Source organism: Bifidobacterium parmae (assembly GCF_002860365.1).
GTDB lineage: Bacteria > Actinomycetota > Actinomycetes > Actinomycetales > Bifidobacteriaceae > Bifidobacterium > Bifidobacterium parmae.
Genome location: NZ_NMWT01000037.1, coordinates 1 through 15098 on the forward strand (window position 1 = coordinate 1; position 15098 = coordinate 15098).

Below are 15098 nucleotides of genomic sequence, written 5' to 3' on the forward strand. Positions count from 1 at the left end.
GTTCTCGCCGGCGGCCGCGTCGGAGGCGGGATGGTCGCCGCGGTCCGCGTATTGCGCGTTGACGACGGTCGGACCGTCGAGACGCGTCTCGTCGGCGGTCTCGACCTTGACGACGTCGCCATCGGCGTCCAACGTGACGCGGGCGCACAGGGCCTTCGCCCAGTCGATGCGCTGCCAGCCGTCGGACGACTTCCACAGCGGGTAGCCGGAGTCGAGCGCGGTCTTCGCGAGGATGGCGTTCCGCTGGTCGGCGTGCAGCTGCGGGTAGGCGAGGCGCAGCACGTCGGCGGCGCCGCGCGGCGCGGTGAACGGACGGCCCCGCTCGGCCTTGTCCTGCGCGAACCCGTAGGTCATGCGTTTGGCGTAGACGCGCACGGCGGACGCCTGGTCCGTGACCGGCTCGTCGGCGACCGGGTCGAGGAACGCGTTCGTGTAGCCGCCTTCGCCGGTCGCCTTGAGGTCCTTGATGCATGCCTTGAGCGTCGCGCCGTGGCCGTCGGCCTTGCAGCGCTCGGTGAGATAGCCGCGCAGCTGGCGTGCGGCGGGCGCGACCGACGTGCCGAACTCGTTGTGCCAGTATTGGCCGTTCTGCGCGGATCCGCCGATGCGCCCGCCCATGATGTCGAGCGGATAGTGGACGCCGAGCACGATGCGGTTGTTGCCTGCCTCCGAGGTGCGGGCCATGATCTGCGGCGCGAGTTCGGGGATCATGCCGGCGAGCGCCACGCCCCACGAGTAGGCCATCGTCGTGTGGCCGGACGGGTAGGAGCTGTTCTTCTGCAGGTTCGAATAGCCGGGGATGTGGTCGCCCCAGGACGGGGACTCCTTGATGTCGAGCGTGGCGGGGAGCCCGGCGAGGTCGTTGACGCCGTTGTAGGTGCTCACCGAACGGTCGAGGTAGGGGCGCGGGTGCATGGCGGCGCGTTTGGACAGGTAGGTGGAGGCGACGTTGAAGCGGAACAGGTCGATGACGCGGCCGAGTTTGTGCTCGTTGATGCCTTCGCTCATGTACCGGCCGAGCACGGGGCCGAGCGCGTCGGGCATGGTCTCGCGCGGCAGCAGGTCGGAGTCGACGAGCGCGCGTTTGCGCTGCGGGGTGAGGCCTTCGGCGTCGGCGCCTTCCGCGCCCTTGTGGTTGATGGCGACGGCGAGGTCCTCGTCGCGTCGCATCACGGTCTTGTCGAGCACCTTGCCGCCGTCCTGCGCGCTGGTGGGCGCCTTCCAGTAGTCCTTCTCGTAGTCGGCGAGGAGCGCCACCCAGTCGGGGTTGGGCAGCTGGTCGGCGCGCGCCTGCGGGAGGGTGCCGGGGATCGGGGCGACGGCGAGCACGGCCGATGCGACGGCGGCGGCCGTGAGGGCGGCGGCCAGCGGGGCCGCGACGGCGCGGGCGGTGCTGGTGCGGACGCGGCGACGGACGCGGACGCGGACGAGTGCGGATACGACGACGGCGGATAGGTTCGGGAACGGTGTCATGCTCCCTAACCTATCCGCCGTTTCGCTACGTAGCGCGGGCGCCGGTCGAACGGTGGGTGAACTCTTCGTGCCGGATTAGCGGACGGCGAGTCCACGCGCGCGGCCGTCCGCGGCCGGTCGTGCCGGTCGTGCGCGTCCGACGCGGGCGTGGCGTCCGTCAGATCCTCGGACGGTGGCCCATGTCGTCGTGGCCCTTCTTGCCGATGTCGCCGTGCGGTTTGAACACGGCGCGGTCGTGCTTCTCGCCGTGGCCGTACTGGTCGTGGCGTTCGGCGGTCTCGCCGCCGTTCTCCTTGGCGGCCTTGGCGGCGAGGCGCGCCGCCTTCGCGGCCTTCGCCTTGCGTTCCGCCTCCTCGTCGCGGATCAGACGGCCGGTCTCCGGGTCGATCTGCGATTCGGGCTGCGTGGCGTCGTAGCCCTGCTCGTAGCGGGTGCGGCGCCAGTTGCGGATCGACGCGTTCGTACCACGGTGGTGCACATGGTACTGGCGGGGCGCGCCGCCGAGCGGCAGCTCCTCCACCTCCTTGGCGACGGCGATCTGGTTGATGTTCGACGGGTCGCCGGCGGCGATCGGCGCGACCGGCTCGGGTTCGGCGGGCGCGGCCGTGCGCTGCTGCATGCGTTCCGGCAGCCATTCGGCGAGGCGGGACAGCAGCCAGCAGGCGATGAAGTAGACGACCGCGGCCATGACGAGCGTCTGCAGGATGTTGAAGTACATCGAGCCGAGTCGGCGCGACTCCTGCAGCAGGTCCGTGTACATGATGATCGAGCCGAGCGCCGTGTCCTTCAAGACGACGACGAGCTGGGTGACGGCGGCGGGCAGCATCGCGTAGACGGCCTGCGGCACCTCGATCTGGATGAGCGACTGCGTTTCGGTCAGGCCCAGGGCGAGGGACGCCTCGCGCTGGCCGTTCGGCAGGTTGCCGACGCCGGAGCGCACGAGCTCGGCGACGACCGAGCCGTTGTAGAGCACGAGCGCGATGACGACCGCCCAGTACGAGGGGCTCGGCAGGCCGGCGAACGCGAACCAGCGCCAGAAGAAGATCATGAGCAGCAGCACCGGCACGGCACGGCAGAACTCGACGATTACGGCGGACACGCCGCGCACGAGCGGGTTCGGCAGGAGTCGTCCCACACCGAACACGAGGCCGAACAGGACGGCGCCGACGACGGCGAGCACGGTCGCCTTGACGGTCATCCACAGGCCGGGCAGGTAGAAGTCGGTCCACGCCTCCTTTTCGAGGGCAGGCTTCCACAGCTCCCAGCTCAGCTGGTTCTCGCCGTCCGGCGGGTTGTGCAGGCGCATGAGCATGAGCACGACGAGCACGGCGAAGACGAGGCCGGCGACCCAGTTGATGATGCGGATGGTGCGACGGCCCTTCGGACCGGGCACGTCGAACAGGACGGAATTGGAAGTATCGGCCATGACTCGGTCACCTCCTCACGGCGAGCTTGTTGGACAGGTACGTGGTGAGCATGCCGATCGGGATGATCAGGATCACGTAGCCGAACGCGAAGATCAGGAAGATCTGGACGATGACGTCCGGTCGGAACTCGATCATCTGGCTCATCAGCGACGACGTCTCGGTGGAGACGGACGCGGCGGCGGCGACGGTCGAGTTCTTGAGCAGCGCGATCAGCGTGTTGCCGAGCGGGGCGACCGAACCGCGGAACGCCTGCGGCAGGATGATCTCGGTGGCGGACTGCATGAAGCCGAGACCCAGCGCGCGGGCCGCCTCGGCCTGGCCGAGCGGCACCGTGTTGATGCCGGAGCGCAGCGACTCGCACACGAACGCGGCCGTGTACAGGCTCAGGCCCATGACCGCCAGCCAGAAGAAGTTCGTGGCGAACGTGTCGGAGAAGGTGAGCTTCAGCTGCGCGTAGGCGCCGAGCACCATGAACACCATGATGATGGTGAGCGGCAGGTTCTTGAACAGCTCCACGTAGGCGCCGGCCACGGCCCTGAGGGACGAGATCGGCGAGATGCGCATGACCACGAGGACCACGCCGAGGATCATCGAGAACAGGGCGCTCCACAGGGTCAGTTCGATGTTGACGAGGAACGCGCCGGGCACGTCGTACTGGCTGAACAGTTCGAGGAATCCGTTCATCACTTGTCCCCCTCGCCCTCGTCGGGCGTCGGCGGGTTGTATTCCGCGTTCGGCGTGTACGCCGTGCCCTTCGTGTTGTCGCTGATCGCGCGCTGCCAGGAGCCGTCCTGGATCATGTCGACGATCGCGTTGTTGATCTGCGCGGCGAACCTGGTGTCGCCCTTCTTGATGCCCACGCCGTAGTATTCCTGCGTGAACGGCTTGCCGACGACGCGCAGCTTGCCGCGCGAGGCGGAGGCGAGGCCGGCGAGGATGATGTCGTCGGTGGTGACCGCGTCGACGATGCCGGAGAACAGGGCGGTCGCGCATTCCGCGTAGCCGGGTTGCTCCATGAGCTGCACCTCGGAGGCGAACTTCTCCTTGACGGTGGCGGCGGAGGTCGAACCGGTCACGGAGCACAGGCGCTTGCCGTTGAGGTCCTCGGGGCCGTTGATGGACGTGTCGTCCTTGCGCACGAGCAGGTCCTGGCCGGCCACGAAGTACGGCCCGGCGAAGGAGACGGCCTTCTTGCGCTCGTCGGTGATCGAGTAGGTGGCGAGGATCATGTCCACGTCGCCGTTCTGGAGCATGGCCTCGCGCTGCTTGGACGGGGCCTCCTTCCAGACGATCTCGTCCTCGGAGTAGCCGAGCTTCTTGGCGATGTACTTGGCCACGTCCACGTCGAAGCCGACGTAGGTGCCGGACTTCTTGAAGCCGAGGCCCGGCTGGTCGAACTTGATGCCGATGCGGATCTTGCCGGTCTCGTCGGAGCCGCAGGCGGCCAGCGACATCGTGCAGGCGAGCGCGGCCACGACGGCGATCGCGCGGCGCGCCATCCGCTTCACTGATGGTTTGAACGTCATTGCTTGTCCTTCTTGTCCCTTTCCCCGGTCCGTCAGTGGGTGAGGATCTTCGACAGGAAGTCCTTGGCGCGTTCGGTCTTCGGATGCTCGAAGAACTCGTCGGGCGTGTTCTGTTCGAGGATCTGGCCGTCGGCCATGAACACGATGCGGTCCGCGGCCTTGCGCGCGAAGCCCATCTCGTGGGTGACGCACAGCATGGTCATGCCCTCGTGGGCGAGTTCGACCATGACGTCGAGCACCTCGTTGACCATCTCCGGGTCGAGCGCGGAGGTCGGCTCGTCGAACAGCATGACCTTCGGGCGCATGGCGAGCGCGCGGGCGATGGCGACGCGCTGCTGCTGGCCGCCGGAGAGCTGGGACGGCATCTTGTTGGCCTGCGAGTCGACGCCGACGCGGGCGAGCAGGTCCATGGCGAGGCGCTCGGCCTCCTTCTTGTCCATGTGGCGGACCTTGATCGGCGCGAGCGTCACGTTCTCGAGGATGGTCTTGTTGGCGAACAGGTTGAACGACTGGAACACCATGCCGACTTCGGCGCGCAGGTTGGCGAGCTCCCTGCCCTCCTGCGGCAGGGCCTTGCCGTCGATGCGGATGTCGCCGGAGTCGATGGTCTCCAGGCGGTTGATGGTGCGGCACATCGTGGACTTGCCGGAGCCGGACGGGCCGACGATGACGAGCACCTCGCCCTTGTTCACGGTGAGGTTGATGTCCTTCAGGACGTGCAGGTCGCCGAAGTGCTTCTCGACGTGGGTCAGCTCGACGAGCGGGTGGCCGGAGGTCTCGTTTCCCGGCACGAGGGGCGCGACGGGGCGCGTTTCTTCTGATTTCTCTGACATGGGAGGTCAGTATAACGGCACCGTGTTACCGGCGGACTACCAGACGGACATCACCGGTTCACCATGTGAGACGGGTGGACGCGGGCGTCGGGCCGCCCCGCGCCCGTGACCGCTCACACCGCCAACCGCCCCGACGGCCCCTTCGCCGGACCGCCGGGCCATCCTCCCCCACGAGCCCGTCTTCTCCCATGGTGCGGCAACACATGCTCTTCACAACCCCGGAATCAAGCCGTTTTCCGGCACCGCACCATGAGGGTTTCACCGCACCATGGGATATTCACTGCACGGGGCGCGGCTTGCCAAGGCCGGCGACGAACCGCACGCCGGGGATGTCGGCGAAGATCGAGCCGTCCACGACGAGCTTGGACGGGCGGACGCCGGAACCCAGGTACAGCTTCGGGATGGACAGGATGTGCTGGTCGACGAGCAGCGGCCACCCCTCCGGCAGGCCGATCGGCGACATGCCGCCCGACTCCATGCCGGTCGCCTCGACGGCCGCCGCGATCGGCGCGAAGCTCACCTTGGAGACCTCCAGTGTGTGCTTGACGACGCCGTTGAGGTCGGCGCGCGTGTCCGCCGTGACGAACGCGGCGGCGAACTGCGGCGGCGCCTTGCGGGTCTTGTGCGTGTGCACGACGACCACGTTGCCGGTGATCGCGAACGGCACGCCGTACTTCGGGCACCACAGGTCGGTGTCCGACTCCTCGTCCGTGTTGATGGTCACGCCCAGGATCTTGGATTCGGGCACCCCGGCCGCGACGAGCTCGTTGAGCTTGTCGAACACCGGCTTCGCCAGCAGGTCCCCGTCATGCCAGTCCAGTATCTCCAACGTCATGTGTCCCCCTATATGTCGGCCGCCCATCGGCCGGGCGTTCCCGCCGCGCCAGCCAATGATTCATTACCCGCCCACCATAACGGCACGCCCCCGTTCCCACGCCGCCCCGCCTATACCCGTTCCCTATAACCCGTTCTTCCCATGGTGCGGCAACACATCTTCTCCACAACCCCGGAATCAAGCCGTTCCGCGCCACCGCACCATGGAGGTTTCACCGCACCATGGGAGTGCAGCACCCGAGGAACCGCTCGTCGTGGGAGACGACGACCAGCGCGCCCGGGTACTCGGCCAGCAAGCGCGCCATCGCCGTCCTCGACGACAGATCCAGATGGTTCGTCGGCTCGTCCATGACGATCAGCTGCGGCCCGTCCGGCAACGCCAGACACACCAGCAGCTTGCGCAGTTCGCCCGGCGACGGCGATTCCCCGGCCAGCAGCCGGTCCGGATCGGCGTCGAGCCGCGCGTACGCGCCCAGTACGCGCGCCCGGACATCGGCGGGAAGCCCGTTCAACCGGGTCATCGCCGCGGCGCGATCATCATCGGTGAGCTCCTGCGCGACGACCAGTTTCGGCACGTCGGCGGCGTGCGCGAGCATCGCGCGCAGCAACGTCGACTTGCCGGCGCCGTTCGGCCCCGTCACCGCGACATGGTCGCCCGGTCCGATCGAGATCGTCGGAATCATAAGTCCCATGGCCGGGACGCCGTCGGCGGACGGCGACAGTCGGATGCGCCCGCCGGAGACGTCGGCACGGGACAATCCGGACAAGTCGCGGCCGGCGGCATGTCCCGCCATGCCGTCGTCGCGCATGATCGCCGGCTTGATGTCGGCAACGTCCCGTCCGTCGAACCGGATCACGCCCGGCTCCAGTCGTATCAACTCGCGTCGGCGGCTCGGTGCGATGTCCATCCAGATGTCACCGTCATAGCGTTTCGCCGCGACCGTGAGCCCCGCCGCGCGCCGCCGCGCCGCGTCCGCCCGGGCGTCGAGCCGCGCGTAGGCGCGGGTGACGCCGCGGTCGAGTCCGGTCATCTTCGCCAATTGGCGTCTGTCCCGCGCGTCATGGTCATGTCGGTCGACATGCCGGCCGTCGCGTTTCGCCGCCTCGACCTGCCGCACCTTGTCGAGCCGTCGCGCGCGGGACGCCGCCAATCGTGCGGTCTCGCGCCGCGCCTCGGCCAGCGCCGCGGCGTCGGCGCCGTCGCGCGCCGCGACCGCCGCCGCGGCTCGTGTCCATCCGCCCGGAACCGTGTCGACGACGGTCACGTTGCGCGTGCCGACATGACGCCGCGAGAAGACGACGCAACGATTGCAGGTCGTGTCGATGAGCGCCGCGTCGTGCGAGACGACGACGCCGATGCCGCGGTATGCGCGCATCGCGTCGACGATGCGCGCCCGCGCGGAGGCGTCGACATGGTTCGTCGGCTCGTCGAGTACCAGCACGTCGGGGCGTGCGGCGAGCGCGCAGGCGAGATGCACGCGCTTGCGTTCGCCGCCGGACAGCGTGTCGTAACGGTACGGCCAGTCGTCGCCGACGCCGAGCACGTCGCGTACGGCGATCGCCTCCGGCGACCAGTCGGCGGCGAACGCGTCGAGGCGTTCCGGCGGAACGTCGACGCCCTGCGGGCAATGGCCGATGACGAGGCGCTTCGGAGCGGGCGCGACGGATCCCTCGTCGGGGACGAGTGCGCCGCGCGCGATGGCCATGAGCGTGGATTTGCCGATGCCGTTGTCGCCGACGACGGCCGTCCAGCCGCGTGGGAACGACGCGTCGACGCCGGAGAACAACGGTTCCGGGGCGTCCGGATAGGTGAAGGTGATATCGGTGAGGGTCAGCACGGAAGGTTGCATGGGATCACGCCTTTCGTTTCGGGCGTGCCGATCGGGAACGGTCATGACGATGACGGCGGGGAACACGATGCGTGCGATGGGGTGCGGTCTCAGCCCGTGACGGGTGGGAACCGGAATCACGGCCCATCGACGGATGACGCGCGGCGGCACGCTTCGGCGCGTGGTTCCGCTGGGATACCGTCATCCTTCACAGGCGCAACTTGGGTGGGTTCCTTTCGTCCGACTCCTCTGGCATGTCGAGGAATCCGTATTCGTGATGCGATTCGTACATTAGGGCGAAGCGCCGACTTCACCGATTGTGGACAATCCGGCGGGACACGCCGCAACGGCATGCGGAATCGGCCGGGTTATCCACATCACCCGAAATCACGCCCCTCCCGCGCCGGTTTCGGTTATCCTGCCCGGATGAACACATACGGTTATGATGAAGCGCCCGTGGACGGCGAGGTCCACGATTACGTGAAGCGCCGTCTGAACGAACAGTCGGCGGCCAAGGCGCAGGCGTGTCTGGGATTGCTGCCGCGAGTGAGGACGGAGCGCGGGCCCTGCTTCGCCTTGGACACGGCATTGACGCTGTACGCCGTCGAAACGCCTTTGTGCGGCGGTTTGCCGCAGTGCGATTTCCGCGTCGTGGTGCGCGATCGCGTGACGCGATCATCTCTCGACGGCGTCGATTACCGCACGTGGAATCAGCCGTTCGCCACGTATACGTTCCCCAACGGATTGGCGTGCGTGCATCCCATAGACACATGGATCCAGTACGCCCGATACCTGGATCTCGTCGAAATGGTGGTGCTCGGTGAAGCGCTCGCACGGCGATTCGGATACGCGTTCGACGATCTGTCCAACCGTCTCAAAGCGTTCCGACGCATCGTCGGCCGGGCGCGATGCGAGGCGGCGCGGCCGCTTATGCGACCGTCCGATTCGGTGCAGGAGACCCGTTCGCGCATCGCGCTGCTGCGGTATGGTCTGCCGATGCCGGTCATGCACCACGGCATCACGGTTCCCGGCGGAACGACCCGATACATCGTCGACATGGCGTACCCGGAGCACCACGTCGCCATCGAATACGACGGCGACCATCACCGTCGGTTCCGAAGCCAGTACGTCCGGGACCGGCGCAAACGCCGCGAGCTGCGGGCAATGGGATGGACGGTCATCGAGGTGTTCGCCGACGACATACGGAACGCCGACGGGCGACACGGCTTCGCGCGGACCGTGGCGGAAGCGGCCGGCATGCCGTTCACGGCGATGCCGGACCCTGCGCATCGCGCGCTTGCGGATCCGTCCTTGCGCCCCAACGCGCGCCGAGGCGAATACCGCCGTCGCGCACTGGCGCGCGAAGCGGCCATGCACCGCCCCATGGTGCGGTGACTCTCCCATGGTGCGGCAACACACTTTCTCCACAACCCCGGAATCAAGCCGTTTTGCGCCACCGCACCATGAGGGGTTTGCCGCACCATGGGAGATGAGGGGGAAAATAAAAGGGTGAGCCCCGGTGGGGCTCACCCTTGGGTGGGGAGAGGGATCAGTCCTCGTCCTCGTCCGGGTCGTAGTCGACGCCAGTCTCGGCGCGCTGTTCGGCCGAGATCGGGGCCGGGGCGCCGGTCAGCGGGTCGCGGCCGCCGCCCGCCTTCGGGAAGGCGATGACGTCGCGGATGGTGTCGGCGCCGGCGAGAATCGACACGGTGCGGTCCCAGCCGAGGGCGATGCCCGCGTGCGGCGGGGCGCCGTACTTGAACGCCTCGAGCAGGAAGCCGAACTTCTCCTCGGCCTCCTCGGAGCTGATGCCGAGGACGTTGAGGACGCGGTCCTGGATGTCGTCGCGGTGGATACGCACCGAGCCGCCGCCCATCTCCTCGCCGTTGCAGACGATGTCGTAGGAGTCGGACATGGCGTGCTCCGGATCCTGGTCGAACTTGTCGATCCAGTCCTTGGACGGCATCGTGAACGGGTGGTGCATGGAGGTCCACTTGGAGTGGCCGACCGCCACGTCGTCGTCGTCCGGATCGTCGGTCGGCTTGAACAGCGGGAAGTCGACGACCCACGTGAACGCGAACTTCTTCGGATCCAGCAGGCCGGCGCGGGAGGCGAGCTCGACGCGCACGGCGCCCAGCAGCAACTGGGAGGACTCGCGGGAGCCGGCGGCGAAGAACACGGCGTCGCCCGGCTCGGCGCCCACGGCCTGCATCAGGCCGTCGCGCTCCGCTTCGGACAGGTTCTTGGCGACGGGTCCCTTGAGCTCGCCGTCCTCGGTGAAGGACACGTAGGCGAGGCCCTTGGCGCCGCGCTGCTTGGCCCACTCCTGCCACGCGTCAAACTGGCGGCGCGGCGTGGAGGCGCCGCCCTTGAACAGGACCGCGCCCACGTAGGGGGCCTGGAACACGCGGAACGGCGTGTCCTTGAAGTATTCGGTGAGCTCGACGAGCGGGTTGCCGAAGCGCAGGTCCGGCTTGTCGGAGCCGTACTTGTCCATGGCGTCCTGCCAGGTGATGCGCGGCAGCGGCAGCTGCACCTCGTAGCCGGCGGTCTTCCAGATGGCGGCGATGACCTTCTCGGCCATGGCCATGACGTCCTCCTGGTCGACGTACGCCATCTCCATGTCGAGCTGCGTGAACTCGGGCTGGCGGTCGGCGCGGAAGTCCTCGTCGCGGTAGCAGCGGGCCAGCTGGTAGTAGCGCTCGACGCCGGAGACCATGAGCAGCTGCTTGAGCAGCTGCGGGGACTGCGGCAGCGCGTACCAGGAGCCGGGCACGAGACGGGCCGGCACGACGAAGTCGCGGGCGCCCTCCGGGGTGGACTTGATGAACGTCGGGGTCTCGACCTCGGTGAAGTCCATGTCCTCCAGGGCGTGGCGGGCGGCCTTGGCCATGTCGGAGCGCAGCTTGAGGTTGTGCTGCATGGACGGGCGGCGCAGGTCGAGGTAGCGGTACTTCAAACGCACGTCCTCGCCGGGCAGCTTGTTCTCGGACTCGTTCTCGAGCGCGGTGGACACCTGGAACGGCAGGGCGTCGGACTTGGCGAGCACCTCGATCGTCTCGGCGACGACCTCGATCTTGCCAGTGGCGAGATGCTCGTTCTCGTTGCCCTCCGGGCGCAGGCGGACCTCGCCGACGACCTGGATGACGAATTCGCTGCGCAGCGGGCGGGCCATGTCCTCGTCGTAGATGACGACCTGCACGAGGCCGGTGGCGTCGCGCAGATCGATGAAGGCGACGCCGCCGTGGTCGCGGCGACGGTCGACCCAACCGGCGAGGGTGACCTTCTGACCGACCAGGGCCTCGGTGACCTCGGTCGCATGATGTGTTCTGTAAGCCGTCTGGCTCATGCTTCCTCTTTCAGTTCTTGACGTCAGTTCCTGACGTGTCCCGACACGCCGTCCGTCGCGGCGCGGTGACGGCGGTTCTCAGTCGATGACCACCGTTTGCCGGGCACTAACAGTATCCGGCTCCCATGACGTGGCGTCGGCCGGGTTCTGGTCGCCGGAGACGATGTTCTTCACCTCGTCGCCCGCGCCCTCCTGGCCGGGGAACCACACGTACGGGATGCCGAGCTTGTCGGCGTACTTGATCTGCTTGCCGAGCTTGGCGGCGGTGGGCGCCACGTCGGCGGCGATGCCGCGCGAGCGCAGCGTGTTCGCGATCGCGTTGGAGGCGGCGCGGTCCGACTCGTTCCACACGGCGACGAGCACGCTGGCCGGCGAGACGCGGCTCGCATGCGCGCCGGCGGTGTGCAGCATGTAGCTGACGAGACGGCTCAGGCCGATGGACAGGCCCACGCCCGGGTACTTGCGGTTGCCCTGCGAAGCGAGGTTGTCGTAGCGGCCGCCCGAGCAGATCGAGCCGAGGGAGGCGGCGCCGTCGAGGAACGTCTCGTAGACGGAGCCGGTGTAGTAGTCGAGTCCGCGCGCGATCTTGAGGTCGGCGATCACGGAGCCGGGGCGGATGGCCGCGGCCTGGTCGACGATCATGGCGAGCGTGTCGAGGCCCTGCCTGGCGAGCGCGTACGCCTCGGAATCGGCCGCGATGCCGTGGGCCTCGCACAGCGCGTCGAACTTCGACGCGAGCTCGGCGCCGTCGGCGGCGGTCAGTTCGGCGAGTTCGAGGCAGGCGCGCGCCTGCGCCTCGGACGCGCCGCACTCCTCGACGAGGAGCTTCGCGACCTCGTCGGCGCCGATCTTGTCGAGCTTGTCGATCTCGCGCAGCACGCCCTCGATGTCGGTGAGTCCGAGCCCGCGGTAGAAGCCCTCGGACAGCTTGCGGTTGTTCGCGTGCACGGTCGCCTTCGGCAGGCCGAACGCGCGCAGGCGTTCGAGCGCCGAGACCATGACGAGCGGCAGCTCCACCTCGTAGTGGTCGGGCAGGTCGCCCTGGCCGATCACGTCGATGTCGGCCTGGACGAACTCGCGGTAGCGGCCCTCCTGGGGGCGTTCGCCGCGCCAGACCTTCTGGATCTGCCACCGCTTGAACGGGAAGGCGAGCTGGCCGGAATGCTCGACCACGTACCGGCTCAGCGGCACGGTGAGGTCGAAGTGCAGGCCGAGCCGCTCCTCGATCGGGGTGTCGGACTCGCGGCCGACCTCCTGCAGACGGGACAGCAGGTAGATCTCCTTGCTGGTCTCGCCTTTCTTCAGCAGGGACGCCCCGGTCTCCACGGCACGGGTCTCGATGCCGAGGAAGCCGTTGAGCTCGAAAACCTCACGGAGCGTGTCGATGACACGCTGCTCCACAACGCGTTCAGAGGGGAGCCACTCTGGAAATCCTGAAATTGATGCGCCTTTAGCCACGGAATCAATATAATAGGTGAGGGTTGCGTCAAACAACGCCATATTCCCATGGGGGATCACGAGAGGATTCCCCGCGGGGAGCCGCGATGCACGACGCACGCCGCACATACTTCCAAGCTGTAAGGAGCTGGCCATGGCCGACGAGAACAACGTCACCGAAACCGAGAACACCACCGAGCCCACCGAGCAGGCGACGCAGCCCGCGGTGGAACAGACCGCGCCCGCGGCAGCTCCGAAACCCTCGGCGATGCCGAAGCCGCACGCGCCGTCCCCGGCCGCGTTCGCCCACAAGCCTGCCGCCGCGCGCCCCGCCGCGCCGGCCGCCAAGCACGGCCACGACGAGGCCGCGATCCGCGAGGCCGAGGCGTTCGGCCGCGTCGCGGACGACGGCACCGTGTACGTCAAGGAGGGCGAGACCGAGCGCGAGGTCGGCCAGTTCCCGGACGTGTCGAAGGAGGAGGCGCTCGCCCTGTACGCCCGCCGCTTCCTGGACCTCAAGGCGAAGCTGGACGCGCTGGCGGGCCGCCTCAAGTCCCGCAACGTCAAGCCGCGCGAGATCGACGAGTCGCTGAAGATGCTCGCCGAGGAGACCGCCGCGCCGGCCGTCGTCGGCGACATCGCCGCGCTGAAGGCCCAGTTCGAGGAGCTCAAGGCCGCGGGCGAGGCGAAGAAGGCGCAGATCGCCGAGGCGCGCAAGGCCGCGATGGCGAAGGCCATCGAAGGCCGCACCGCGATCGTCGTGAAGGCCGAGGAGCTGGCCGCGTCGCTGGGCGACAACACGAACTGGCGTTCCACGGCGGACAAGTTCCGCGCCCTGTTCGACGAGTGGCAGGAGCACCAGCGCAACAACGTGCGCATCGACAAGAAGGACGCCGACGAGCTGTGGAAGCGCTTCTCCGCCGCCCGCACCACGTTCAACCAGTCGCGCCGCAAGTGGGCGCAGGCCCGCGACGTGGAGCGCAAGGAGGCCCGCGAGGCCAAGGAGGCGATCATCGCCGAGGCGAACGAGCTCAAGGACTCCACCGCCTGGGGCGAGACCTCCCGCAAGTTCAACGAGCTGATGGACCGTTGGAAGAAGGCGGGCCGCGCCGGCCGCAACGAGGACGACGCCCTGTGGGCGCAGTTCCGCGAGGCCGCCGACACGTTCTTCAACGCGCGTCAGGCCGACCGCGACCAGATCTCCTCCTCGGAGAAGGAGAACCTGGCCGCCAAGGAGGCGCTGCTCGTCAAGGCGGAGGCGCTCGTGCCGGTCGCCGACGAGAAGGCTGCCAAGCACGCCCGCCAGGAGCTCGCGAAGATCCAGGAGGAGTGGGACCAGATCGGCTACGTGCCGCGTGACGACATGCGCCGCATCGAGGGCCGTCTCGACGCGGTCGACAAGCAGATCAAGGCCGTCGAGGACGCCGCCTGGAAGCAGTCCGATCCGGAGGCCGACGCCCGCAAGTCCAGCTTCGAGGAGCAGCTCAACGCCCAGCTCGCCGAGCTCGACGCGAAGATCGCCGCCGAGTCCGACCCGAAGAAGAAGGCGAAGCTCGAGGCCGAGAAGGCCACGAAGGAGCAGTGGCTCAACGCGGTGAAGTGACGCACGCCGCGCGCCGCGCAGGCGACAGCGTCGACGAATAGGGGGCCCGTCGTGATTCCGTTCACGACGGGCCCCTTTTCGTATGATGCATGCCTCCCCCAGTCGGCTGCGCCGACAGCCCATCGCAATTACGGACAGCCTTCGGCTGAAAATTATATTGCTCACGGTCGTTCGCCTTCGCCTACAAACGCCTCCGGCGTTTGCCTGACGGCTCAGCCTCCAGAGGGGGCGGAATTACGGTACAGTCGGCTGCCGCCGTCCGGCTACACGAGCACGGTGCCGGTGACGGGCAGGGGGATGCTCACGTCGGGGTGCCGGCCGAGGTAGTCGACGAGCGCGGCGCCATACCCCATGTCGAGCTCCTGGTAGTCGGTGCCTGAGCGGAACGCGGTGTACCGGTCGCCGCCCTGCAGGAGGAACGAGTTGGACGCGGCGATGACGAGGTCGTCGTCGCCGATCTCGCGTCCGTCGACCGTGAGGTCCACGATCGACGCGCCGCCCTCGTCGTCCTTCCCCTCCCCCGGCACGTCGGGCGCCCGTCCTCCCGTCACGTACCGGTACCGCACGTTGCCGGACACGCCGAGGCGCGACACGACGGTGCGGCCGCCGCGCTCGCGCCACTGCTGGGCGAGCACGGCCTTGAGCTCGCGTCCGGTGAGCGTGGTCTTCGCGACCTTGAACTGCAACGCCATCATGCTGTCGACCTCGCGCAGCGTGATCTTCCCGTCGCCGTTCTGGTCGAGGTTCGCGGTCCTCAGGCTGCCGTCGTTGGAGAATCCGACGACGG

At 68.1% G+C, this 15098-nt stretch carries 12 protein-coding genes; 2 read left to right on the forward strand and 10 right to left on the reverse strand.

Going from position 1 to position 15098, the window contains the following annotated elements:
* The 7 genes from Uis4E_RS11335 to Uis4E_RS11365 form a co-directional block, all read right to left on the reverse strand.
* A partial coding sequence (locus Uis4E_RS11335) for an acid phosphatase (RefSeq protein WP_101623262.1) occupies positions 1 to 1473 on the reverse strand: 1473 nt, incomplete at its 3' end.
* 157 nt (positions 1474 to 1630) lie between these two features.
* Complete coding sequence (locus tag Uis4E_RS11340) at positions 1631 to 2899, reverse strand: amino acid ABC transporter permease (RefSeq protein ID WP_243394566.1); 1269 nt, start codon at positions 2897 to 2899, stop codon at positions 1631 to 1633.
* A gap of 7 nt (positions 2900 to 2906) precedes the next feature.
* A complete protein-coding gene (locus Uis4E_RS11345; RefSeq protein ID WP_101623263.1) occupies positions 2907 to 3584 on the reverse strand; it encodes an amino acid ABC transporter permease in 678 nt (225 codons plus the stop codon).
* Positions 3584 to 4426, reverse strand: a complete 843-nt coding sequence (locus Uis4E_RS11350; protein ID WP_101623264.1) for a glutamate ABC transporter substrate-binding protein — start codon at positions 4424 to 4426, stop codon at positions 3584 to 3586. The genes Uis4E_RS11345 and Uis4E_RS11350 overlap by 1 nt, the downstream gene beginning before the upstream one ends.
* A gap of 32 nt (positions 4427 to 4458) precedes the next feature.
* Complete coding sequence (locus tag Uis4E_RS11355) at positions 4459 to 5259, reverse strand: amino acid ABC transporter ATP-binding protein (RefSeq protein ID WP_101623265.1); 801 nt, start codon at positions 5257 to 5259, stop codon at positions 4459 to 4461.
* 277 nt (positions 5260 to 5536) lie between these two features.
* Positions 5537 to 6094, reverse strand: coding sequence for a YbaK/EbsC family protein (locus Uis4E_RS11360; RefSeq protein ID WP_101623266.1), 558 nt, complete (start codon positions 6092 to 6094; stop codon positions 5537 to 5539).
* 211 nt (positions 6095 to 6305) lie between these two features.
* Complete coding sequence (locus tag Uis4E_RS11365; RefSeq protein ID WP_165784983.1) at positions 6306 to 7943, reverse strand: ATP-binding cassette domain-containing protein; 1638 nt, start codon at positions 7941 to 7943, stop codon at positions 6306 to 6308.
* Between the two features lie 435 nt (positions 7944 to 8378).
* On the opposite strand from Uis4E_RS11365, the gene Uis4E_RS11370 reads away from it, so the two are divergent.
* Positions 8379 to 9317: a DUF559 domain-containing protein gene (locus tag Uis4E_RS11370; RefSeq protein WP_243394567.1), complete on the forward strand. Its 939-nt coding sequence runs from the start codon at positions 8379 to 8381 to the stop codon at positions 9315 to 9317.
* 154 nt (positions 9318 to 9471) lie between these two features.
* On the opposite strand, the gene aspS is transcribed toward Uis4E_RS11370, so the two are convergent.
* Positions 9472 to 11271 (reverse strand): aspartate--tRNA ligase, encoded by a 1800-nt coding sequence (gene aspS, locus Uis4E_RS11375; protein ID WP_101623269.1) that lies wholly within the window; start codon positions 11269 to 11271, stop codon positions 9472 to 9474.
* A 78-nt stretch (positions 11272 to 11349) separates the two neighbouring features.
* Entirely contained in the window at positions 11350 to 12729 is a 1380-nt protein-coding gene (hisS, locus tag Uis4E_RS11380; protein WP_101623271.1) for a histidine--tRNA ligase, read from the reverse strand.
* A 133-nt stretch (positions 12730 to 12862) separates the two neighbouring features.
* Between hisS and Uis4E_RS11385 the strand changes: the two genes are divergently transcribed.
* Complete coding sequence (locus Uis4E_RS11385; RefSeq protein WP_101623270.1) at positions 12863 to 14311, forward strand: DUF349 domain-containing protein; 1449 nt, start codon at positions 12863 to 12865, stop codon at positions 14309 to 14311.
* Between the two features lie 263 nt (positions 14312 to 14574).
* Here the strand turns inward: Uis4E_RS11385 and Uis4E_RS11390 are convergent.
* Positions 14575 to 15098 (reverse strand): 5'-nucleotidase C-terminal domain-containing protein (locus tag Uis4E_RS11390; RefSeq protein WP_207764586.1); only part of this gene is annotated, 524 nt, incomplete at its 5' end.

Excerpts from the sequence above, each read along its gene's own strand:
- Uis4E_RS11340 (WP_243394566.1), bottom strand. The coding sequence starts at position 2,899 with ATGGCCGATACTTCCAATTCCGTCCTGTTCGACGTGCCCGGTCCGAAG.
- Uis4E_RS11355 (WP_101623265.1), bottom strand. The coding sequence starts at position 5,259 with ATGTCAGAGAAATCAGAAGAAACGCGCCCCGTCGCGCCCCTCGTGCCG.
- Uis4E_RS11385 (WP_101623270.1), top strand. The coding sequence starts at position 12,863 with ATGGCCGACGAGAACAACGTCACCGAAACCGAGAACACCACCGAGCCC.
- Uis4E_RS11365 (WP_165784983.1), bottom strand. The coding sequence starts at position 7,943 with ATGCAACCTTCCGTGCTGACCCTCACCGATATCACCTTCACCTATCCG.
- aspS (WP_101623269.1), bottom strand. The coding sequence starts at position 11,271 with ATGAGCCAGACGGCTTACAGAACACATCATGCGACCGAGGTCACCGAG.
- Uis4E_RS11350 (WP_101623264.1), bottom strand. The coding sequence starts at position 4,426 with ATGACGTTCAAACCATCAGTGAAGCGGATGGCGCGCCGCGCGATCGCC.
- Uis4E_RS11345 (WP_101623263.1), bottom strand. The coding sequence starts at position 3,584 with ATGAACGGATTCCTCGAACTGTTCAGCCAGTACGACGTGCCCGGCGCG.
- Uis4E_RS11360 (WP_101623266.1), bottom strand. The coding sequence starts at position 6,094 with ATGACGTTGGAGATACTGGACTGGCATGACGGGGACCTGCTGGCGAAG.